The following is a 22,801-nucleotide window of genomic DNA, read 5'->3' on the forward strand; positions in this document are numbered from 1 at the left end:
CTTGCATGTATTAGGCACGCCGCCAGCGTTCGTCCTGAGCCAGGATCAAACTCTCCAATAAAGTTTGACTTGCTCATTTCTTAACTGACGAGAATTTGTTCAATTCTCTATTTCAACGTCCCACCAAAGTGGTTCGTTTTACTCACTCGTTGTTCAGTTTTCAAAGATCAACTTCTTCGTTACCGGCGAATCTCGTTCGCACCAGCAACTCTTATAATATATCACACTCTCAATTACTTAGCAAGCTTTTTTTGAAAAACTTTTATTTCATTGAAAGCTGCGATATATATCCGCTCAGAAGCGGCAAGAAATAATATATCACAGCATTCCTATGTAGGTCAACCCTTTTTTAAAATCAATAAATGACTTCTTCTATATAGAGTTGGCGCTGTTGCATCAAATTAATGATCTCTCCCTGAATCGATACCATCGGTCTCGTTGGATGCTGGGCGTCCGTAAATACGATTTCTCCCGAAGTGCCATTACTCAACCGCACTCGAGTACCTGAATGCAAGGCTGTTACCTTTTGGATGAAAGTCTGAACGATCTTTGGATCCAGCTTGCCAAAGGCCTCCAGTTGGATTTGTTCCAGCACAACATAAGGAGATTGGGCATTCCGATAGAACTTATCCAATGTCATCGCATGAAAGATATCTGTAACAGCAACGATCTTGGCGTAGATATGAATCTTGTTCCCCTCCAGCCGCAGTGGATACCCCGTGCCATCCACTTTCTCATGATGCTGGAGAGCTGCGAGCCGAACTCCTTCATTCACCGCCGCAACATTCTTGAGAATCTGATAACCGTAGGTCGTGTGCTGACGTACTTCTTCGTTCTCTTCTTCGGTAAGTTTGGAAGGTTTGTTCAACACAATCGGATCAATCTTGGCATTTCCGATATCATGCAGCAGTCCTGCAAAGGCAACCTGCATCCAATCTTTCTGCGGGAGCCCCACCCATTGTGCCAGCTTATAGGAGGAAAGGGCACATAGCACTGCACTGTGATACCGATAATCATGGCGATTGGTCATGCGTGGAATAAATTTAAGGATATGATACTCATGTTGGTGTTTTAATAAGTTGTCCATTTGATTACGAACTTCATACATTCGCAGCTCGCCCGTTATGGCGGATTGGTAACAGTTTTTGATCAGGGTCATGGTCTTGTCGTATTCCTCATGCAAGGCCAAGTCTTTTCGGACAGGTGCCTCTTCGTTCCCACTCCCCTGTTGATTCCCCGTAAAGATCAGCGACGGCTTCTGTCCGGCAGATTTTATGGTCGGTATTCTAGTGCTGTCTGCTTCAACGGATTCTACAGTAACATGGTCCACCATGAAAGCTTTCAGTACCTCTAGATCCCGGGGAAGTAAAACCTTCCCTTTTTGAAGCAAAAGGCCTCCCAGAGGCGTATGCACATCTTTGGCCAGCTTTACTCCAGCCACCACTTCATTCACGGCTTTGATCGTCATGATCAACCCTCTCCATCTATTAAGCTGCGTCATCGCAGCAAACTTCACCTTATATTATACATATTATAGTTCGTCTTTCGCGGCCTGTACAATACCAATTCCCTGAATTTGTAATCCGGTAAGCAAAAAAAGAGCATGAATGCAAATCTGCATCCATGCCCGCTATTATCGTTTAGTCTTCCGTCGGCTCAAGCGGCTCCGTGCCGTCTTGACCTTCTTCTTCCTCTTCGCCCGCTTCAGGCTCATCGCTCTTATCCGCACGGCACACGGTACCTACGGAATCATCCTCACGGATGTTGATTAGCTTCACGCCCTGAGCATAACGGCCCATGGTAGAGATGCCCTCCATGCTCGTACGGATGATGGTGCCGCTAGCCGTAATGATCATGAGATCCTCTTCCGATTTCACGACCTTAAGCGCCACAACCGGTCCATTTTTCTCCGTAATATTGATGGTCTTGATCCCTTTACCGCCACGGGTCTGGCTGCGATAGTCGCTTGCAGGCGTCCGCTTGCCGTAACCTTTGGTCGTTACAATGAGGATATCAAGTTCCTGGTCCACTACATCCATGCCAATGACTTCATCATGGTCATCCAGCGTAATCCCTTTAACCCCCGTCGCGCTTCTTCCCATCGAGCGAACATCGCTCTCCTTGAAGCGGATGGACATTCCCTGTGCCGTTCCCATAATGATCTCCTGCTGACCATCTGTCAGCTTAACCTCGATCAGGGAATCATCCTCGCGCAGGTTAATCGCAATCAGACCGCCCTTGCGGATATTGACATAATCCTCAAGCGGGGTTTTCTTAACGACACCCTGGCGCGTTGCAAAGAATAGGAAATTATCGCTGTCAAAGCTCTCCACCGGGATCACGGCATTGATCGACTCGCCCTGTTCAATCTGAATCAGGTTGATGATCGGCGTTCCGCGGGCGGTACGGCTAAGCTCTGGAATCTCATAAGCTTTCAACCGGTACGCCTTCCCTTTGTCCGTGAAGAACATCAGGTAGTGGTGAGAATTCGTGACGAAGAGATGCTCGACAAAGTCCTCGCTCTTCGTATCCATCCCCACAACGCCGCGGCCGCCTCGCTTCTGGCTGCGATAGGTGTTCGCAGGCAGACGCTTGATGTAACCGGTATGCGTAATGGTGATGATCACTTCTTCCCGTGGAATCAGATCCTCGTCCATGATGCTGTCTTCCCCGACCGTAATTTCGGTACGGCGTTCATCAGAGAAGCGCTCCTTAATCTCTTGGAGCTCATCATTGATAATCTGAAGCACAAGATGCTCATTAGCCAAGATCTCGCGCAGTTCCGCGATTCTGGCAAGCAATTCTTGGTACTCGTTCTCAATCTTCTCGCGTTCGAGTCCGGTCAGGCGCTGCAAACGCATATCCAGAATGGCCTGCGCCTGCTCATGACTAAGACCGAAACGCTCCATCAAGCCTTCGCGAGCAGCCTCTGTGGTTTGTGACGCGCGAATGAGGGCAATAACCTCATCGAGATGATCCAGCGCAATCCGCAAACCTTCGAGAATATGGGCACGAGCTTCCGCCTTCTTCAGTTCAAACTCGGTCCGGCGACGGATAACGACGACCTGATGCTCCAAATAGTGGAACAGCACGTCACGCAGGTTCAAAATTTTCGGCTCATTGTTTACAATGGCCAGCATGTTAATACCGAAATTAGACTGCATGGCCGTATGTTTGTACAGGTTATTCAGAACGACATTCGGATTGACGTCCCGGCGCAGCTCAATAACAATCCGCATACCGTTACGGTCCGACTCATCGCGAAGATCCGTAATGCCATCAATCCGCTTATCGCGAACCAGTTCCGCGATCTTCTCAACCAGACGAGCCTTGTTCACCTGGTACGGAATCTCGTGAACGACAATGCGCGCCTTGTTGTTATTCTCTTCAATGGTGGCCTTTGCCCGCATCGTAACGGACCCTCGCCCCGTGCGGTAGGCTTGACGAATCCCTTCACGTCCCAGAATATATCCCGCTGTCGGGAAATCCGGTCCTTGAATATAGTCCATCAGCTCCATCGGTGTGATATCCGGGTTTCGAATCATTGCCTGAACCCCATCTATAACTTCTCCGAGATTATGAGGCGGAATATTAGTAGCCATACCTACTGCAATCCCGGATACGCCGTTGACCAGCAAGTTAGGATAACGCGCAGGAAGAACGACCGGTTCCTGTTCCTCACCGTCATAGTTAGGAGCAAAGTCTACAGTCTCTTTATTAATATCACGCAGCATTTCCATCGCAATCTTCGATAAACGAGCCTCGGTATAACGCATAGCCGCTGCCATATCGCCGTCAATGGAACCGAAGTTTCCGTGTCCATCAACAAGCATATAACGCATGGAGAAGTCCTGCGCCATCCGAACCATGGATTCATAAACTGCGGAATCACCATGAGGATGGTACTTACCGATAACCTCGCCAACAATTCTTGCCGATTTCTTATGCGGTTTATCCGGGGCCATTCCAAGTTCAGACATCGCATATAAAATACGACGGTGTACTGGCTTCATTCCGTCCCGTACATCCGGCAAAGCCCGGCTGACAATGATGCTCATTGCGTAGTCCATAAAGGACTCGCGCATCTCGGTACCAATGTCACGATCTTTGATTTGGGAGAAATTTTCTTCCGCCATGCTGGACCTCCTTCATTTTCCTATCAACCATGCCTTGATCTATGTGAAAAAAGCAGAATAGTGATCAGAAACCTAAAAACGCACTAACCTTTATTATATTACTTTCACAAACCGTGCACAATTAAACACGGGATGGATCAAGTGAAAGAATGATTTTTGCCCGGAAACCGGGATATACGCCCTGTCCTCCGTGCCCCTTTTCACATACAATGCATTGCACAGGACTTTTCGTATCATCACATCTTTATATTATACCACTGTTTGTCATACTTGTCCTATGTTTTCCGGGTATAAGCTCTCTTGCTGGAGATGACCCGATTCTTTCAAATCAACCGGATCGACACGAGTTTGTATTACGAGACAGGCCAAATCCTGTCACTCCCATCATACAGCTGGAAAGGATGAAGATGGTTGACTATTCAACGCGTTGCAAGCAAGTGGGCGAAAACGAAAATACTCTTGAAAAATAAAGGTCTCGCCTCTTATGTTCCCGCTACCCGCCAATATTCTTTGGAGGCGCTTGGCGACATGCTGGGCACACATACGCTTGTGTATATCAAGCCTGACCGGGGGACCTATGGCATCGGCGTCGTGTCAGTCGAGCAGCTCCATTCCCAAAACGCTGATGCCGACGAAACCCCGACTACTTCCTACAAGCTTCGTTATGAACAGAAAACCGAAATATTTACCTCCCTGGAGAGTCTCGATAAAACACTGAGCGCATTATTTCAGGGGAAGGAGTATCTCATTCAGCAAGGCATCCACCTGCTTCGCCATAAGGACCGCCCTTTCGATCTTCGTGTGCTGACACAGAAGAGTCCTTCCGGTCAATGGGTAAGTACAGGAATAATCGGACGGGTGGCAGCCAAAAATAAAATCATTACCAACCATCACAGCGGCGGTGTGGTTCATCACTATAAACCGCTCATGCTGGAGCATATGACGGCACAAGAAGCGGAAAACATCCGAAAAGAACTGAACATGCTTGGAGTGAACGCCGCTGGGCAGCTGCAAAAATCCTATCCGAACCTGAAAGAAATCGGACTGGATGTAGCTATTGACGAACGCTGGAACATCTGGATCCTGGAGGTTAACACCAAACCTGCCCTGTTTCCGTTCAAGAAATTCTTCAAGGATTCCAGCATCTACAAGCAGGTGAAAAAATACGCCAATGCTTACGGGCGTGATTTATCCAGCAAGAAAAAAGCCAAAAAAACGGGTTAGCCAGTTCGGAACCATTGAGACCCGTTTATGTGAACGACCTCGGCCCTCCATGGTGCCATACTAAAAAAGGGCAACCCTGAGGCCTTCAACAGACCTTGGGATGCCCTTTTTGGCTTGCAATTTTACACGTCCAGATTACGGACCGACTTCGCATGCTCTTGAATGAAATCCCGTCGCGGCTCCACGTTATCGCCCATCAGGGTATCAAACAACGTATCGGCCAGGATCGCATCTTCGATTGTCACCTGAAGCATGGTGCGGCTCTCCGGATCCATTGTCGTTTCCCACAGCTGTCCGGCGTTCATCTCGCCGAGACCTTTGTAGCGCTGTACGTTAATTTTGACGTTCTCACCGAATTCCTTTATGATCTCGTCGCGTTCTTTCTCACTGCCGGCATAACGGATCACCTTATTGCGCTCGATCTTGAAGAGAGGCGGTTGAGCGATATAGATATATCCCGCTTCTACCAGCTTACGCATGTAACGGTAGAAGAACGTCAGCAGCAAGGTACGAATATGCGCACCGTCGACGTCGGCATCGGTCATAATAATGATTTTGTGGTAACGGGCCTTGGACAGATCGAAATCTTCCGCAATCCCCGTGCCCAGCGCCGTAATGATCGCCCGGATCTCCGCATTGGAGAGGATGCGGTCTAGCCGCGCCTTTTCCACGTTGAGAATTTTACCCCGAAGCGGCAAAATGGCCTGGAAATGTCGATCGCGGCCCTGCTTGGCAGATCCGCCGGCAGAGTCACCTTCGACGATGTACAGCTCACTGATGGAGGCATCCTTGGAAGAGCAGTCTGCCAGTTTACCCGGCAATGCGCTGACTTCAAGCGCACTCTTCCGGCGTGTCATCTCACGGGCTTTACGCGCCGCTTCACGAGCACGTGATGCCTGGAGCGCCTTCTCCAAGATCCGACGGGAAACCGACGGATTCTCCTGGAGGAACTCCTGCAGCTTCTCAGCGAACAAGGATTCCACAATACCGCGCACTTCACTGTTGCCGAGTTTGGTTTTGGTTTGCCCTTCAAACTGCGGCTCCGGCACTTTGACCGAGATGATTGCCGTCAATCCTTCACGGACATCGTCACCCGACAGGTTGTTGGTGTTATCTTTGATCAGTCCCGTTTTGCGGGCATAGTCATTGATGATTCGAGTGAGCGCACTCTTAAAACCGGATTCATGCGTTCCGCCTTCATGCGTGTTGATATTATTTGCAAACGAATAAATATTCTCGGTATAGCTGTCGTTATACTGAAGCGATACTTCGACCTGAATATTATCCCGTGAACCCTCAACATAGATCGGGTCTTCGTGCAGCGCTTCCTTCTTCTCATTCAGGAACTTGACGTATTCGATGATTCCGCCCTCGTATTTGAAATAGTCGGAGGCACCCGTACGTTCGTCCGTCAGCGTAAGCGCAATGCCCTTGTTGAGGAACGCCAGCTCACGAATCCGTGTCAGCAGCGTGTTGTAATCATATTCCGTTGTTTCCGTGAAAATCTCCGGATCCGGCAGGAAGGTTACGGTTGTACCGGTATCGTCGGAATCCCCGATGACCTTGATATCATATTGAGGTACGCCGCGATGATACTCCTGTTGATAGATATGCCCGTCACGTTTGACCTGAACCACGACTTTCGAAGACAGTGCATTCACAACCGAGACACCAACACCATGCAGACCGCCGGATACTTTATATCCGCCGCCGCCAAATTTACCGCCGGCATGAAGGACGGTCATAACGACTTCCAGCGTCGACTTCTTCAGTTTGGCGTTCTCGCCGACCGGAATTCCGCGCCCGTTATCGACAACGGTAACACTGTTATCCTCATGGACAATGATTTCGATATGGTCGCATATTCCCGCCATCGCTTCGTCAATACTATTGTCCACAACTTCCCATACCAAATGATGCAAACCCTTGGCACTGGTAGACCCGATATACATCCCCGGACGTTTACGAACGGCTTCCAATCCTTCCAGTACCTGAATCTGATTCTCATCATATGTCGGTTGATTCATAGACATGCCTTCACCTACTTCTACAGATTCTGTTATGCCTGAGCTACAAAATGATTTGCTCTCTTCTTAAGCGTTGCAGAGGAGATCGGAGAGTAATAGACGATCGATTTCGTCACCACAATGGATTTCGGATCTTCTTCGCCAATCATCTCCACGACTTTATGCTGCTGGGCATGCGTGACGAACTGCTTGGAGATTTTTGAAGATTTCTCTATCGAGATATCAAAAATCCCAACCAGCTCCGACGAACGGATGATCTTCTCTCCGCCCAAATGAATATACATATGGAATCACTCCTTAAGAGCCCACCTGTCCGTCATGGACATGAAAAATGCTGGCACCCTTCAATTTGTCGGTATTCAAACTCTCAATGCCCGTCGCCGTGATGAATGTCTGCACTTTGCTCTGGAATGTCTCGATCAATTGTGTCTGCCGGTACGGATCCAATTCAGAAAGCACATCATCCAGAAGCAGCACCGGATATTCACCGATCTCTTCCTGTATCAGCTCGATTTCAGCCAGTTTCAAAGATAGCGCCGTCGTCCGCTGCTGACCTTGAGATCCATACGTTTGGACTTCTTTGCCATTAATATAAAAAGCCAGATCATCTCGATGAGGACCTGCCAATGTCATACCACGCCGTATTTCTTGCTCTTTCATTTGTGATAATTTTATCATAAATGTCTCAAATAAGACAGCTTCATCTTCTTCCTCCGCGTCAGCAAAGGACGGAAGGTAGTGTAAAGAGAGCTCTTCCAGACCGTTTGTGATTCCCTGATGGATGCTTTCAGCCCACTTTTGCAGCTTTTTTATAAATTGTTTCCTCTTCTTGACGATTTTAACACCATGTTCTGCCAATTGGCTGTTCCAAATGTCCAGCATCGCTTGTTCGGCGCTGCCCTTCCCCCATAATTGCTTCAGCAGATTGTTGCGCTGCACAAGCACCTTCTGGTATTGCTGCAGATGAAACAGGTAGCTTGGTGCCACCTGCCCGATCTCCATGTCAAGAAACCGGCGGCGAACCCCCGGCGTGCCTTTGACAATCTCCAGATCCTCGGGTGCAAACATCACGACATTGAGCGAGCCGATGAAATCGCTAAGCTTCCGCTGCTCAAGTCCGTTGATTTTTGCTTTCTTCCCCTGCTGGGACAAGCTCAGCTCCAGCTTCAAAGCCCCGTACTTGCGATCAATCTCGGCCGAGATATGGGCACTGGATTGCTCAAATCCAATCAATTCGCGATCCTTGGAGGTACGGTGGCTCTTCGTTAAAGCAAGCACGAAGAGCGCCTCCATCAAATTCGTCTTTCCCTGAGCGTTGCGTCCGATAATCAAATTAACGTCACCAAACGCCTCAAGCTGCAGCTTCTCGTAGTTTCGATAGTGCTGCAGGCTGACATTTTTGACAAACAAGCTTATCCTCTCCCTCGTCTTCCGCGCTTAGCGCCAAAGCGGCTGCGGGAGGCTGTCTATTGTGCTGCCACCTGAAACGTTCCGCAGTCCTCCACCTTAACGATGTCGCCAGGAACCAGTTTGCGTCCGCGCCGCTCTTCCTTTTCGTCGTTGACCAGAACTGCTCCTTCCTGCAGCAGGGCCTTCGCCATCCCACCTGTGGATACGCAATCTGAAAGCTTCAAGAACTGATCCAGCTTGATATATTCACTGTGGATAAATATTTGTTTCATGACTTCGTCCTTTCATCCCTATCAACATGGGGATAACTTTAATTGGCCGTACGGTACGGCAGGATAATATATTGGCTCTTGCTATCGTCGAGAGGTTTAAGAATGATCGGGCTCATAACCCCCATGAAAGCGATCATCAGCTGTTCGCTTTCAACCACCTTTAGCACGTCCAGCATATATTTCGAGTTGAACGAGATGCGCAGCGGATCCCCTTTGAAATCGATCAGATCCAATTCTTCACGCACTTTACCAAGCTCGGAGGAGCTGGATGAAATCTCGATGCCGCCATGTTCCATCGTTTGCAGGAGAACAATGTTCGTTTTCTCCTCTTTGGAGAGCAGGTAGGCGCGGTCGATCGACTCGCTTAATTTTTTTGTGTCCAAAACGAGTTCTGTTTTATGCGATGTTGGAATAATTCTAGAAGTATCGGGATAAATGCCGTCCAGTATACGGGAATAGAACAGAACACGGTCAATTTTAAATAATACCTGATTATCGGCCACAACGATATCCACCAGCGTATTTTGATCCGGAATGATTTTGCTCAGCTCATTCAGCGTTTTACCCGCAATGACGACATTGTTGAACGAAATGTCCTGCGCATTGTCCAGCTGTGCGGAGCGAGTTGCCAATCGGTGACGGTCTGTAGCGGTAAATTTCAGCTCATTGTCGTTCAGACTCCATAATACCCCGGTCAGAATAGGCGTTGTTTCATGGGTGGAAATGGAGAATACCGTTTGCTTGATCATATTTTTCAGCAGATCTCCAGGCAAAGAAACCGTTTGGCTGTCTTCAATGTTAGGCAATACCGGGAATTCTTCCGGGTCCAAGCCGACCATCTGAATTTCCGTAGCTCCCGAAGAAATAAAGGTATGGAAGTTCTCCTTTACCTCCATCTGGATTTCTTGGGAAGGGAGTTTCTTGATGATTTCAACAAAAAATTTGGCTGGCAGCACAACGCTACCAGGCTGCTCTACTTGGACGATGGTATGCTTCTCATCTTCCGCAGGAATAAACGATTGAATGGAAATATCAGTATCGCTAGCCGTTAGTGTGACACCCGAATACGTGACATCCAGTTTAATGCCGCTGAGGATCGGAATCGTGGTTCGGCTGGAAATCGCCTTGGATACGTGTTGAATGGATTCGTTTAATACATTTTTTAATATGCTGATTTTCATCAATTTCACTCCTTACGGAAAAATGAGAGGGGTTTTTTCACTTGGCGAAGGCCAAGAGGATCCCCCTCTTTATGGTTAAATTATTTATTAATTATTATTAGTAATAGTAATAGGGGCACTGAATATGTGGATAAGCCCCAGAAAAGGCATAAAATTAAGCCTATCCACATGTGTATAGATTGTGCATAGGCTTTGAACTTGTTCAGGTTGGATTTTTGATTTTCTCCGTAATATTATTGACCACTTTGAACAGCTCTTGGTCATTTTTCAGAGATTGGGTAATCTTCTCATGGGCATGGATGACAGTGGTATGATCCCGGCCTCCGAATGCTTCTCCAATCTTGGGAAGGGAATAGTCGGTTAATTCGCGGGATAGGTACATGGCAATTTGCCGCGGAAACGCGACGGCTTTGGTCCGCTTGCGGGCTTTAAAGTCTTCCAGCCTCAGGTTGTAATACTCGCCGACCTTTTGCTGGATGTCCTGAATCGTAATCATTCTCGGCCGACTGGACGGAATAATATCCTTCAGGGCTTCGGCTGCCAGATGCGTTGTTACGTCCTGATTGGTCAGGGAGGAATAGGCAACGACACGGATAAGGGCACCTTCGAGCTCACGAATGTTCGTATCGATCTGATTGGCGATATACATCATGGCTTCGTTCGGAATATCCAGATTCTCGGCCTTCGCTTTTTTGCGAAGGATAGCGATCCGCGTCTCCAGATCCGGCGGTTGAATATCGGTGATCAATCCCCATTCGAACCGGGAACGGAGCCGTTCTTCCAGCGTCGGTATCTCCTTGGGCGGACGGTCACTGGATATGATAATCTGCTTCCGCTCTTCGTGCAGGGCGTTAAACGTATGGAAAAATTCCTCCTGCGTCGATTCTTTGCCTGCCAAGAACTGAATATCGTCAATGAGCAGAATATCGACGCTACGGTACTTGTTGCGGAAGCTTTCAGCGCGGTTGTCCCGAATGGAGTTGATGAACTCGTTGGTGAATTTCTCGGAGGAAATATACACGACTCTACTGCTGGGATTGTGCTCCAAAATATAATGGCCGATGGCATGCATTAAGTGCGTCTTTCCAAGTCCAACTCCACCATATAGGAATAATGGGTTATACGCCTTAGCCGGAGCTTCGGCAACAGCGAGCGAGGCAGCATGCGCGAACCGGTTGCCCGAACCGATGACAAAGGTATCAAACGTATACTTCGGATTCAGCATATGGGACTGAATTTCTTCCCCGGATATTTCAAGCGGCGGCGAGGGCTGCTGCGGAACAGGTTCATGTCCTTTAGCCTCTTCAATAACGAAGCGGACATCCACCTGTTTGCCCACCACCTCCAATACGGTTGCACTAACCAGCTTGGTGTATCGGCTCTCCAGCCATTCTACAGCAAACGTTGTCGGTGCAGAAATGACGACGGAGTGATCGTTAATGGTCAATGCCTTGGTCGCTTTAAACCAAGTGTCAAAACTCGGTTTACTCAGCTTGGTTTGTATGATCGATAATATTTCTTGCCATAATTCGGAAGTATGGCTTTCCAAAACTGTCACTCCTTTAAATCTTCCAAATGTGGCTAGAGCCATGTGTGGAATTGTCGAAAGAAAATGAATGATGTCTAATTATCCCCAGAACTAACTCCTGTGGAAACAAAAAAATATGGATAAATTGAAATTGTTCACAACTTTATCCACAGCCTGTTGATAATATTATATCTTCATTCACATATTCACAACCAAAAGTAATATCATCATAGCAAAAGAAGGCCTTATTTTCAATGTATGTCGCTAATTTATCCACAAATTCAATACGTTGTGCATAATTTTTATTCACACCACTATATATTGTTTATAATTTGTTTAGCCTTCGACATCATTGGCCTCAAAACGCAAAAAATTATTCACAGGTTGTCCGATTCGCAAGCAGAATTTTCTTCCCTCACCATCTGTTCATAACTTATGGTTGAATGTTCTAGCAGCCAATAAATCGACCAAAGGTGAAAAATGACTGTGGATAGTCTTCAAATGGAATCTATCGATTCCATTTGAGGGCTTTTTTTGAAGAGATAAGAGAGTATGAACATCCGAGGCTTAGCATCCTTATCTCGCACGATGGGTGTCGTATAACGGCGGTTAATCTGAGGGACTCAAGTTGGAAATAGACAGACAACACGTTCGCTTTGCAACCTTTTTGCGCTGGGACCGTATGATTAGAAAAATCGGGACGGGGGAACCACGGATGCAGACGAAAGGGAAGGTCTTGAATTGGAAAAGAATAGGGGGACTACTCGCTCTGACCGCTACATTGGTTCTTATTACCGTGTGGGCCCAAGACTATTATTCGAAGAAAGTGTTTCATATGGAGGGACTAAAGTACGCCAAATATGCCGATTCGGGAAGCGGGAGCAGCGAATATAGGACATCATTTGGCCGCGGCGAGCCGATTTATGTTCATACTTATGCAGAAAATAAACGGGTTGAGATTGCGGGCGAGGTATATGAAATCCGGAAATATGGAAAGGAATCCGGCCATTCTGCGTCATATGAAGTGAGTTATCCTGACGGTAAGACCTACCTCGTGAAATCTTTTGGAGACCGGAGCTTTCTTGCTTACAACGAGAAGGGGGAGATGGTGATGCCCGGCATCAGAATCAGCGATGGATCGGGCCAGCTTCATCGATTGGATCCGGAAGAGCCTCACTATTTTCCGACAGAGCTTGCAAAGGCTGCCGACGAGCAGTTTCATGACCCTAATGGCAGCGTAGGATTCTTCATATTGGCGCTCGTGATGCTGATCTATGCCTGGTGCGGATTCCGTTATGAAGCCTTTCAACGCTTTATGTTTCATATGTCGCCCTCGAATCTGATGATTGATCATCCGGAGCCCAGCGATTTCTACTTCTTTATGTGTAAGGCAGGGGGGATTTTCGGTATGGGATTCGCGTTGTGGATATTTTTTGCGCAGGCATTATGACAAAAAGAGCCCGTTTTCGCCATGGATCGAATCCATCGAAAACGGGCTTTTACTTAAGGTATCAGAAGTATAAAATTCGAAGCATGGCCTATCTGATATCGCAAGAAAAACAACATCTACACGTGGTCTGTCTTCTCTGGAATGTTCGTCGATAGACGTTTTTCTTACTATAGTAAGCTTACGATTGCTCGAATCGGCGCTGGAATTCGGTAATGGCTTCATAATCTTCCTCCAGCTTCCGCGAAATGCGGATAAAGATCGGCAGCAGAGACTTATAAACATCCGAACTTTCCTTCACAGGCTGGTGTTCATGGGTGCCGCCGACCATCGTCTCTACAATGTCGAGTGAATCCGCTCTTCCTGTAGCATACAGACCAAGGACTACTGCGCCAAGGCAAGAGCTCTCGTAGCTCTCCGGCACGATCACCTGCTGGTCAAAAATATCCGCCATCATCTGCCGCCAGATCGGTGAACGGGCGAAACCGCCGGTGGCATGGATTTTGGCCGGCCGGCCGATTTGTTCCTCCATCGCTAGCAAAACGGTATACATATTAAAGATCACGCCCTCCAGCACGGAGCGGATCATATGCTCTTTTTTATGATTCAGGGTTAAACCAAAGAACGATCCACGGGCATTCGGATCCCACAACGGCGCGCGTTCTCCTGTCAGGTACGGGTGGAATAGCAGTCCGTTCGAGCCTGGCGGAATACGGTCCGCGATTTTGGTGAGTACATCATACGAATTGATGCCGAGCCGCTTGGCCGTTTCAACCTCGGAGGCGGCAAATTCATCGCGAACCCAGCGGAAAATCATGCCGCCGTTGTTGACCGCGCCCCCGATGACCCAGTGCTTCTCCGTTAATGCGTAGCAGAAAATCCGTCCCTTCGGATCGGTCACCGGCTTGTCAACAACCGTACGGATGGCACCGCTCGTACCGATGGTAGCGGCAACGACTCCCGGCTTTATGGCATTCACGCCGAGGTTCGACAGCACGCCGTCGGCAGCTCCAAGCACGAAAGGGGTGGAAGTGGAGAGCCCCATGGCTGCGGCATACTCACTTTTTAGGCCTTCCATGATATGTGTAGTTGGTACGATCGTAGATAAATGGTCCTCCGTGATGCCAGCGAGCTCCAGTGCCTGCTGGTCCCAAGCCAGGGCTTCGAGGTTCATCATACCGGTACTGGAGGCAATGGAGTGGTCTACAATATACTGGCCAAATAGTTTGAAATAAACATATTCTTTAATCGAAATGAATTTGGCTGCTTGATGAAAGAGGGAGGGCAGCTCATGGCGCATCCACATCAGCTTGGTCACAGGGGACATCGGATGAATCGGAGTTCCGGTTCTAAGATACAGCTCCATGCCGCCGAGTTCCTTTTTGAGCTTTGCAGACCAGGCAGCACTGCGGTTGTCGGCCCAAGTAATGCAGCGAGTCAAAGGGGTACCTTGGCTATCTACGGCAATGACGCTGTGCATGGCCGCGCTGAAAGAAACAAATAGTACTTGAGCTGGATCAATCCCGCTCTGCGTCATAACCCCTTGGACAGAGGAAATGACGGTCTGAAAGATTTGCTCCGGATCTTGCTCCGCCGTAGAGGGAGTGGGGGTGAGCAGTGGATATTCACCACCGGCTTTAGCAACAACCTCACCATTCTCCTTGAATAGCACGGCCTTGGTGCTGGTTGTTCCGATATCGACACCGATCATATAGTTCTGAGTACTCATGAGACATACCTTCTTTCTACGTAAGGGCACCCGGTTCGCTGTTTAAAATATCAGCATTCCAAGGAGCCCCCATGTGTCTTATTGCTTCATTATACAATTACATTGAGAACCAGAGCCAACACCAGTCCGGTCAGGGATAGGATCGTCTCCATCACGGTCCAGGATTTCAGCGTCTGGGCTACCGTCATGTTAAAGAATTCTTTTACCATCCAGAAGCCGGCATCGTTTACATGTGACAGTACGATGGAGCCTGCCCCGGTAGCGAGTACGACAAGCTCTACGTTGGCGCCAGGCGTCATGGCAAGCACAGGAGCGACAATCCCTGCGGCGGTCGTCATGGCTACGGTAGCGGAACCGGTTGCAACCCGAATGAGTGCAGCCACAAGCCACGCGAACAGGATGACATTGATATTTGCACCGGTTGCAATTTCGGCAATGGCATTGCCGACGCCGCTGTTGATCAGAACCTGTTTGAATGCACCGCCCGCACCGATGATCAGAATGATCGTAGCAATCGGAGCAAGGCATTCGCTGGTGAAGCGGGATAGATCATGTTTATTAAAGCCGCGTGCGAATCCCAGCGAGTAGAAGGAGAAGACTGCAGCTATGAGCAATGCAATGATTTCATGACCGATAAATTTGCAGAACACGGATATCATGCTTGTGGATTCCGGATCGATAATATCAGCTGCGGAACCGATGAGCATCAGAATGACCGGCAGCAAGATGGTAAACAACGTGATGCCGAAACCGGGCAATCGGCGATCGGCTTGGCTTGAAAACTGCTCGGCAAGCTCCTCGGGCGGCTCGGTTCGGATTCGTTTGCCGATGAATTTACCGAACACCGGGCCAGCCAGTATCGCTGCGGGAATCCCAACCAGGAACGAGTAGAGTATTGTCATGCCAAGGTCCGCATCATATGCTTTAATAGCAATCATCGGAGCGGGATGCGGAGGCACCAAACCGTGAACGGTGGACAGTCCGGCCAAAATTGGAATGCCGATGTGCAGCAGAGACATTTTCGTTTTGCGTGCAACCGTGAAGACAATAGGAATCAAGAGGATGACGCCCACCTCGAAAAATACGGGAATACCGACGATAAAACCGACAATCATCATGGACCAATGGACCCGCTTTTCGCCGAAGCGGTCAACGAGTGTGGTCGCGATTTGCTCGGCGCCTCCGGATTCGGCCATCATTTTTCCGAGCATGGTACCAAGGGCGATTACGATGGCAATCGTTCCAAGCGTTCCCCCCAGCCCGCCGGTTATTGAAGTAATAACATCCGCAGGCTGCATGCCCGTCAATAGACCAAGGATTAGTGCGGAGATCAGTAGGGTCACGAAAGGATTCCATTTATATTTGGAAATCAGCACGATCAGGAAGACGATCGTCAGCAGTGTCCAGATCATTAAGGTAGCATTATGACTGAGACCGAATAGTGAATTCATATCTTGCTTCCTCCTATAGATTACCCATTTGAATTGGGAAATGGTTAATATCGGGCTGTTCTGCGGTAGTATACCCAAAACAAAAGCGAATTCTATTGTATACTTGTCGACAAGTTAGAGCGTGCACATTCAATGTCGGGGCGGAGGAAGGGAGGATTAAGCTAACCCTCCGGAAAACTAAGATGAAGCGTCTGACGGGAATCATCGAAGTAATGCTGAACCGCCGTTTGAATCCGTGCAGGATCCAGGGATTCCATCTCTGCAATAAGCTGAAGATGCTTGTCCATGACATACCGAATCTTGATGCCTCCGCCACCAAACACCTGACGGGTCGTAATTAACATGACCGTGATCACGATAGGGCGAATGCTCTTCCACAGATGAAGAATCCTTTTATGATTCGCTTCCGTAATGATCCGTTCATGAAAAGACAAATCCTGATAGGAGAATTCAATCGGGTCCTGATGTTTGGCGGCAAGCTCCATCCGATCAACGATTTGTTTTAAATGTTGGATTAATTCCGGCTGGGGATTCGCAAACACCTGGCCTTGAACAAAGCTCTCGATAAGAAAACGGACATCGTATAATTCCTCTACTTCCTTAAGCGATAAGCCCATGACAACGGCGCCCATGCGCTCCAATTGGATCAATCCTTCGCTGGACAGCGTTTTCATTGCTTCCCGCACAGGAGATCGGCTGGTGCCGAATTCACCTGCAATCCGGTTCTCGGACAGGATTTCTCCGCGCTTGATGGTACCGCTAATAATCTGCAATCTCAGTTCACTGGCGATGGCCTCTCCGAGAGAGGCTCCCTGAAGCCACGTTGAGGGAAATTTCATAGCCTAATTCTCCAATCCGTTACTGATTCTAATTTTCTCTAGTGGTAATGATACCACATCGAAAGGATAAGGGACCATGATGAGGCCATGACATCGATGCCCTTAAGAAACAGCAGGTAATAGAAGAAAATGAATGTTATTCCGATTTCTCAACCGCATGACCGCCGAATTCATTACGCAGGGCTGCAACGACTTTGCCGTGGAACGTATCTTGGTCAAGGGAGCGATAGCGCATGAACAGCGACATGGCGATGACGGGTGCGCTGGCTTGAACCTCAAGTGCCGTTTCAACGGTCCACTTACCTTCGCCGGACGATTTCATTACGCCTTTGATGCCATCCAGCTTCGGATCCTTGGAAAATGCGTTTTGCGTCAGCTCCATGAGCCAACTGCGAATGACGGATCCATTGGACCATACCCGCGCGACATCCTCATAGTTGAAATCGAACGCGCTTTTTTCCAATACTTCAAAGCCTTCCGCAATGGATTGCATCATGCCGTATTCGATTCCGTTATGGACCATCTTCAGAAAATGGCCGCTGCCGCTTTCACCGGCATACAAATAACCGTTCTCGACAGCCATATCCTTAAATAGGGGCTCAATGCTGTTGAATACGTCGCGGTTGCCCCCAATCATAAAGCAGCCACCATGATGAGCGCCTTCCATACCGCCGGAAGTGCCGGCATCAAAATAATGAATGCCTTGATCCGCCAGCCGTGCTGCACGGGCTTTGGAATCTTTATAATGCGAGTTGCCGCCGTCAATTAGAATGTCACCGGACTCCAGGAGTGGGGTGAGGGAATCGATGACGGAATCCACGATATTTCCGGCTGGCACCATCATCCATACGATGCGGGGTTTTTCCAGTTTGGCAACGAGCCATTCAGTTGATGCTGCCGCTTCGGCACCGCACTGGGCAGCTTGATCGACCAATTCCGTATTTAAGTCGTAAGCTACGACCTGATGCTGATGATGGATCAGATTCTGAACCAGATTGAGGCCCATTTTCCCCAGACCGATCATGCCTATTTTCATAAAACAATGCAGCTCCTTCTTGGGTGTATACTTGTATACAACTTAAATTCAATTATTTATACTACTCCTTTATAGCTCTTGTGTAAATAAGGGGCATTTGAGGGATGAAAGAGATTATATTGATCGAAAAATGACATCCACAACCTATTTAAATAGGTTATCCCCATGTGGATAATTCAAAACTAGCAATAATGACTACTTGTGGAAAACTTAAGTGCTTGCTGAAGTCAAGATAGGTTTGACTTTTGGGCCTGAACGTGATTAAATGTATAAAGGCATTTTCTGTGAAGATGAGAACATTATCCGCTACCATTTAGCGGTCTGTTTACAAGAGATACGTCCATAGACGTCGGTTCAACAAATCGCGGTCTATTCTTCCGTGAAAGTGCGTCGATTGACGTTATGATCTTAAAATATGGGTAAGACAGATTCCTGTAAGGGGGTGCATTAATTCATGAGACCGACGTTCAAACCGAATGTAAGCAAACGTAAAAAGGTACATGGCTTCCGTAAAAGAATGAGCACGAAGAACGGACGCAAAGTATTGGCTAACCGCCGTCAAAAAGGCAGAAAAGTACTGAGCGCGTAATATTGTGCCACGAAGACCACCGAGGTGGTCTTTTTTTCGTAATATCTCCTGCAGTGTGAGGAGTTTCCTTTGAAACCGGCAGAATATAAGCTACATTGAGTGGTAACGTATTGCAATTGAGGTGTTTAGCGCGGTTTTGGCATGCCTATACTATTATAATAGAAGATATGCCAATGCAGCGCAGGATGTAATGAACTTGATTAACGGCAGGGCGGGAGAACTTGTGCATAGAAAACTTCGTTTACGGAACCGCGCTGATTTCAGCCGGGTATATCGACACGGAAAGTCCTTCGCCAATCATCAATTTGTTGTATATTGGTCACGCAAAAAAGAGGTAGAGCAGTTTCGCGTTGGCGTTTCATGCAGCAAAAAGATCGGCAATGCGGTTGTCCGCAACCGGATGAGACGGCTGGTTAAAGAGATTGTCAGGCTCCATCAGCATCAGATTATCGAGCATGTTGATCTGATCTTCATCGTTCGAAAGGGAGCGCTCGATAAGTCTTATCAGGAGCTGGAGAAAAGCGTGCTTCATGTATTGAGGAAATCGTCCCTTTTGAAAGCGAAGAGGGGCTGAACCATGTGTTTATTTGTCCATATAAATATGTTATGATTTACCGTGGAATGGAATGGCGAAGAGAGGGGTTTTGAAGTGTCGTTCATGAAGACAAGACGAGGAAAATGGTTCCTCCTCACCGCTGTAATACTTGCAGTGGCCGTTATATCAGGTTGTGCGCCTGGTGGAGCTGACCAAACGCGTACCATTGAAGATTTGAAAAATGGAGGCTTTTGGCAGAGCAACGTTGTTTATTACTTTACATGGGCACTTGATACGTTTGCTACATGGTTTAACGGTGAATACGGATTGTCCGTACTCGTGATGGTGCTTATCGTCCGTACCTTGATTTTACCGCTGACTCTGAAACAGGTCAGAAGCTCGAAGGCAATGCAGGCCATTCAGCCTGAAATTCAGAAAATTCGCGAGAAATATAAAGATCAACCTGAAAAAGTTCAAATGGAAACGATGAAGCTCTTCCAGGAGAATAAGGTTAATCCGATGGCGGGATGTTTGCCGCTGATCGTACAAATGCCGATATTTATCGCACTCTATCATTCGATTTACTATAACAATCTCCTTCGTGATCACGAATTCCTGTGGCTGCAATTAGGCCAACCGGACAAGCTGTTTATTTTGCCGGTGCTTGCTGCTGCAACCACTTATTTCCAAACAAAAATGATGATGAAGATGAACCCGTCTCCGCAAATGGGGATGATGCAGTTCATGCTGTTCGTTTATCCGATTCTGATCTTTGTAATGTCCTTCCAGTTCCCTTCAGCACTTCCGTTGTACTGGTTCTACAGTAACCTCTACACGATCGTGCAGAACTACTTCTTGTACCGCAACAATGACAAGGCTGCTGTCGTGGCAAGCGTTGCCAGCGCAACCGACGGTCAGAAGAGCAATAAGAGCGGTAACAAGGGCGGGAAAAAGAGTGGCAGCAAAGGCGGGAAAAAAGGTTCGAAGGGAGCCAAGAAGTCGAGATGAGTAAAATCGTCGCAACAGGAAAAACCATTGAAGATGCTGTCGCACAAGGGCTGGCCCGATGGGGTGTAAGTCAAGACCGTGTATCGGTTCAAGTATTGAGTCAGCCATCAAGAGGATTCCTGGGCCTGTTCGGGGTCAAGGAAGCGAAAGTCGAACTAACGCTCCTGCCTGACGGTGCCGGCGGCGATTCATCTGTGAAGGAAGAACCTCCTACGAACGCGCAAGCTGTTCCGGCCAAAGTGGTTCAGGTCTCGAATACCTCGGTAATGACGCAGGAACCTGCTGCTGTCAGGACAGAGATAGAGAACCCTGGCACAGCTTCGTTTGAAGGCAAGGATCCTTACCAGGAAGCCATCACCTTTCTGATTGAAACCGGACAAGCCATGGGGCTAGATATTTCGGTTGAGGTTGAGAAGGGAAAAGACTTTACCACGCTTCAAATTTCCGGCGCCGGACTTGGACTAATGATCGGGCGCAGAGGTCAGACCCTGGATGCCCTTCAATATCTGGCGAATATTGTAGCTAACCGTTACTCCGACAGCTATCTTCGCATCGTACTGGATGCCGAGAACTTCCGCGACCGTCGCAAGAAGACGCTGGAGGATCTGGCGGATCGGTTAGCGGGACGGGTTCTGAAGACCCGTAAAGAGATTGTGCTTGAGCCTATGCCTGCTGCTGAGCGGAAGGTAATTCACGCCAAACTCCAGTCGCATGGAGCCGTGAAGACGTACAGCAAAGGCGAAGAGCCGAACCGGCGGGTTGTCATTACACCCAAGTCGTCCTAAATGAGTTGAAGAGTATATATAAACAATGACTCCTTAAGCTTCAAGAGGGAGTCATTGTTTTTTAAAGAGACCTATACGGAAAGACTTTCGCAGGAGGTTTTTCTTAAGAAAATAGATCAAGCAGCGGGTAGTACACCGTATGGGTGTAATCCCGAGGTTTTTTAAATAGAAAGAGGTGAAGGAAACGATGTTTAGCGATACGATTGCAGCCATTTCTACGGCAGTCGGTGAAGGCGGCATCGCGATTATTCGCGTCAGCGGGCCGGACTCCGTTCAGGAAGTGGAGCGTATATTCAAAAGCAAAAACAAGTTAACGCAAGTGGAGTCCCATACCGTTCATTACGGTCATATTGTGGATCCGAAAACGGGGGAAAACCTCGAAGAGGTGCTCGTGACCCTGATGCGTGCCCCTCGTTCGTTCACGACCGAGGATGTTGTCGAGATCAGCGCTCATGGTGGCGTCATCTCGGTCAAGCGGGTCATGGATCTGCTGCTTCAATTAAACATCCGTTTGGCGGAACCCGGTGAATTTACGAAGCGTGCTTTCTTAAATGGCCGGATTGATCTGTCCCAGGCGGAAGCCGTTATGGACCTGATTCGTTCGAAATCCGATCGCGCCTTTTCCGTTGCCCTCAAGCAGGTTGAAGGAACGTTATCCCGTAAGATCAACGAGCTGCGGCATACCTTGGTCGAAACGCTGGCCCATATCGAAGTGAATATTGATTATCCTGAGCATGACGTGGAGTCGCTTACTTCGGAATTCATTAAAGAGAAAAGCCAGCTTGTTATGGGGGAAATTGATAAGCTGCTAAAGACCGCGCAAGAAGGGAAGATCCTGCGTGAAGGGATTACGACAGCGATTATCGGTCGCCCCAATGTGGGCAAATCCTCGCTTCTGAACACGCTGGCCCAGGATAATCGCGCGATTGTCACGGATATACCAGGAACGACTCGCGATGTGATTGAGGAATTTGTCACCATTAACAACATTCCGTTGAAGCTGCTCGATACCGCGGGCATCCGGGAAACGATGGATGTGGTCGAGCAGATCGGCGTTGAACGATCCAAGCATGCGGTCAACGAAGCGGATCTCATTCTGCTCGTGCTGAATGCCAACGAACCGCTGCATCAGGACGAATTGGAATTGATGGAACAAATACGCGGTAGACAATGTATTGTCATTATGAATAAAATGGACTTACCGTCTAATCTCGATCTGGACATTCTGCATCGGTACTACCCCGATGAATTGATTGTTCCGATGTCGGTGAAGGCACAAGAGGGGATTGACCGGTTGGAAGAGGCCATATCCAACTTGTTCTTCAGCGGCCGGATTGAAGGCGGAGATCTGACCTATGTGAGCAATGTGCGACATATCGCTTTGCTGAAGAAATCCAAGCAGTCGCTGCAGGATGCTTACGATGCGGCTGAACAGCTCATTCCGATCGATATGATCCAAATTGATGTGAGAATGGCCTGGGAGCAGTTAAGTGAGATATTGGGCGAAGCGGTTGGCGATTCGCTCATTGATCAGATTTTTTCACAGTTTTGCTTGGGTAAATAAGCTCCAACGATTACTATATATAGTAGGAACAGCTCAGCAA

General features: G+C 48.3%; 19 protein-coding genes and 1 rRNA gene. 7 read left to right on the plus strand and 13 right to left on the minus strand.

Going from position 1 to position 22,801, the window contains the following annotated elements:
• From OHJ21_RS27940 to gyrA, 3 genes are all read right to left on the minus strand, one after another.
• Nucleotides 1-61: ribosomal RNA gene (locus OHJ21_RS27940) — 16S ribosomal RNA — on the minus strand; the annotation flags it as partial.
• 294 nt (nucleotides 62-355) lie between these two features.
• On the minus strand, nucleotides 356-1,468 hold the full coding sequence (locus OHJ21_RS27945; RefSeq protein WP_486021712.1) for an HD-GYP domain-containing protein: 1,113 nt from the start codon (nucleotides 1,466-1,468) through the stop codon (nucleotides 356-358).
• A gap of 172 nt (nucleotides 1,469-1,640) precedes the next feature.
• Nucleotides 1,641-4,136 (minus strand): DNA gyrase subunit A, encoded by a 2,496-nt coding sequence (gyrA, locus tag OHJ21_RS27950; protein WP_486021714.1) that lies wholly within the window; start codon nucleotides 4,134-4,136, stop codon nucleotides 1,641-1,643.
• 411 nt (nucleotides 4,137-4,547) lie between these two features.
• Here gyrA and OHJ21_RS27955 point away from each other — a divergent pair, with 411 nt between their 5' ends.
• Nucleotides 4,548-5,360 carry a YheC/YheD family protein gene (locus OHJ21_RS27955; RefSeq protein ID WP_486021716.1) on the plus strand — a complete coding sequence of 271 codons (813 nt, stop codon included), beginning with the start codon at nucleotides 4,548-4,550 and terminating at the stop codon, nucleotides 5,358-5,360.
• A gap of 122 nt (nucleotides 5,361-5,482) precedes the next feature.
• On the opposite strand, the gene gyrB is transcribed toward OHJ21_RS27955, so the two are convergent.
• The 6 genes from gyrB to dnaA form a co-directional block, all read right to left on the minus strand.
• Nucleotides 5,483-7,393: a DNA topoisomerase (ATP-hydrolyzing) subunit B gene (gene gyrB, locus OHJ21_RS27960; protein ID WP_100541344.1), complete on the minus strand. Its 1,911-nt coding sequence runs from the start codon at nucleotides 7,391-7,393 to the stop codon at nucleotides 5,483-5,485.
• Between the two features lie 26 nt (nucleotides 7,394-7,419).
• Nucleotides 7,420-7,671, minus strand: coding sequence for an extracellular matrix regulator RemB (gene remB, locus OHJ21_RS27965; RefSeq protein ID WP_071219299.1), 252 nt, complete (start codon nucleotides 7,669-7,671; stop codon nucleotides 7,420-7,422).
• Nucleotides 7,672-7,684: 13 nt separating this feature from the next.
• A complete protein-coding gene (gene recF / locus OHJ21_RS27970) occupies nucleotides 7,685-8,797 on the minus strand; it encodes a DNA replication/repair protein RecF (RefSeq protein ID WP_076326306.1) in 1,113 nt (370 codons plus the stop codon).
• 56 nt (nucleotides 8,798-8,853) lie between these two features.
• Nucleotides 8,854-9,069, minus strand: a complete 216-nt coding sequence (yaaA, locus tag OHJ21_RS27975; RefSeq protein WP_076326305.1) for a S4 domain-containing protein YaaA — start codon at nucleotides 9,067-9,069, stop codon at nucleotides 8,854-8,856.
• 38 nt (nucleotides 9,070-9,107) lie between these two features.
• Entirely contained in the window at nucleotides 9,108-10,250 is a 1,143-nt protein-coding gene (gene dnaN / locus OHJ21_RS27980; protein ID WP_100541342.1) for a DNA polymerase III subunit beta, read from the minus strand.
• Between the two features lie 202 nt (nucleotides 10,251-10,452).
• Nucleotides 10,453-11,799, minus strand: a complete 1,347-nt coding sequence (gene dnaA, locus OHJ21_RS27985) for a chromosomal replication initiator protein DnaA (RefSeq protein WP_076326303.1) — start codon at nucleotides 11,797-11,799, stop codon at nucleotides 10,453-10,455.
• A 715-nt stretch (nucleotides 11,800-12,514) separates the two neighbouring features.
• Here dnaA and OHJ21_RS27990 point away from each other — a divergent pair.
• Nucleotides 12,515-13,228: a DUF6199 family natural product biosynthesis protein gene (locus OHJ21_RS27990; RefSeq protein ID WP_486021719.1), complete on the plus strand. Its 714-nt coding sequence runs from the start codon at nucleotides 12,515-12,517 to the stop codon at nucleotides 13,226-13,228.
• A 178-nt stretch (nucleotides 13,229-13,406) separates the two neighbouring features.
• On the opposite strand, the gene gntK is transcribed toward OHJ21_RS27990, so the two are convergent.
• The 4 genes from gntK to gnd all read right to left on the minus strand — a co-directional run bounded on the left by gntK (nucleotide 13,407) and on the right by gnd (nucleotide 18,280).
• Nucleotides 13,407-14,954: a gluconokinase gene (gntK, locus tag OHJ21_RS27995; protein WP_100541341.1), complete on the minus strand. Its 1,548-nt coding sequence runs from the start codon at nucleotides 14,952-14,954 to the stop codon at nucleotides 13,407-13,409.
• Nucleotides 14,955-15,043: 89 nt separating this feature from the next.
• Nucleotides 15,044-16,405 (minus strand): GntP family permease, encoded by a 1,362-nt coding sequence (locus OHJ21_RS28000; protein ID WP_100541340.1) that lies wholly within the window; start codon nucleotides 16,403-16,405, stop codon nucleotides 15,044-15,046.
• 161 nt (nucleotides 16,406-16,566) lie between these two features.
• On the minus strand, nucleotides 16,567-17,244 hold the full coding sequence (locus tag OHJ21_RS28005; protein ID WP_486021722.1) for a GntR family transcriptional regulator: 678 nt from the start codon (nucleotides 17,242-17,244) through the stop codon (nucleotides 16,567-16,569).
• Between the two features lie 136 nt (nucleotides 17,245-17,380).
• Complete coding sequence (gene gnd, locus OHJ21_RS28010; RefSeq protein WP_100541338.1) at nucleotides 17,381-18,280, minus strand: phosphogluconate dehydrogenase (NAD(+)-dependent, decarboxylating); 900 nt, start codon at nucleotides 18,278-18,280, stop codon at nucleotides 17,381-17,383.
• Nucleotides 18,281-18,734: 454 nt separating this feature from the next.
• On the opposite strand from gnd, the gene rpmH reads away from it, so the two are divergent.
• From rpmH to mnmE, 5 genes are all read left to right on the plus strand, one after another.
• On the plus strand, nucleotides 18,735-18,869 hold the full coding sequence (gene rpmH / locus OHJ21_RS28015) for a 50S ribosomal protein L34 (RefSeq protein ID WP_006207379.1): 135 nt from the start codon (nucleotides 18,735-18,737) through the stop codon (nucleotides 18,867-18,869).
• A gap of 223 nt (nucleotides 18,870-19,092) precedes the next feature.
• Complete coding sequence (gene rnpA / locus OHJ21_RS28020) at nucleotides 19,093-19,443, plus strand: ribonuclease P protein component (RefSeq protein WP_100541374.1); 351 nt, start codon at nucleotides 19,093-19,095, stop codon at nucleotides 19,441-19,443.
• Nucleotides 19,444-19,518: 75 nt separating this feature from the next.
• Complete coding sequence (locus tag OHJ21_RS28025) at nucleotides 19,519-20,412, plus strand: YidC/Oxa1 family membrane protein insertase (protein WP_127592782.1); 894 nt, start codon at nucleotides 19,519-19,521, stop codon at nucleotides 20,410-20,412.
• Nucleotides 20,409-21,197, plus strand: coding sequence for an RNA-binding cell elongation regulator Jag/EloR (jag, locus tag OHJ21_RS28030; protein ID WP_100541336.1), 789 nt, complete (start codon nucleotides 20,409-20,411; stop codon nucleotides 21,195-21,197). Before OHJ21_RS28025 ends, jag begins: the two co-directional genes overlap by 4 nt.
• Nucleotides 21,198-21,384: 187 nt before the next feature.
• The gene (gene mnmE, locus OHJ21_RS28035; RefSeq protein ID WP_486021725.1) at nucleotides 21,385-22,761 is read left to right on the plus strand and encodes a tRNA uridine-5-carboxymethylaminomethyl(34) synthesis GTPase MnmE; all 1,377 of its coding nucleotides are present in this window, start codon (nucleotides 21,385-21,387) and stop codon (nucleotides 22,759-22,761) included.
• Nucleotides 22,762-22,801 lie beyond the last annotated feature (40 nt).

Source organism: Virgibacillus sp. LDC1, assembly GCF_025792345.1.
Classification (GTDB): domain Bacteria; phylum Bacillota; class Bacilli; order Paenibacillales; family Paenibacillaceae; genus Paenibacillus_AQ; species Paenibacillus_AQ lautus.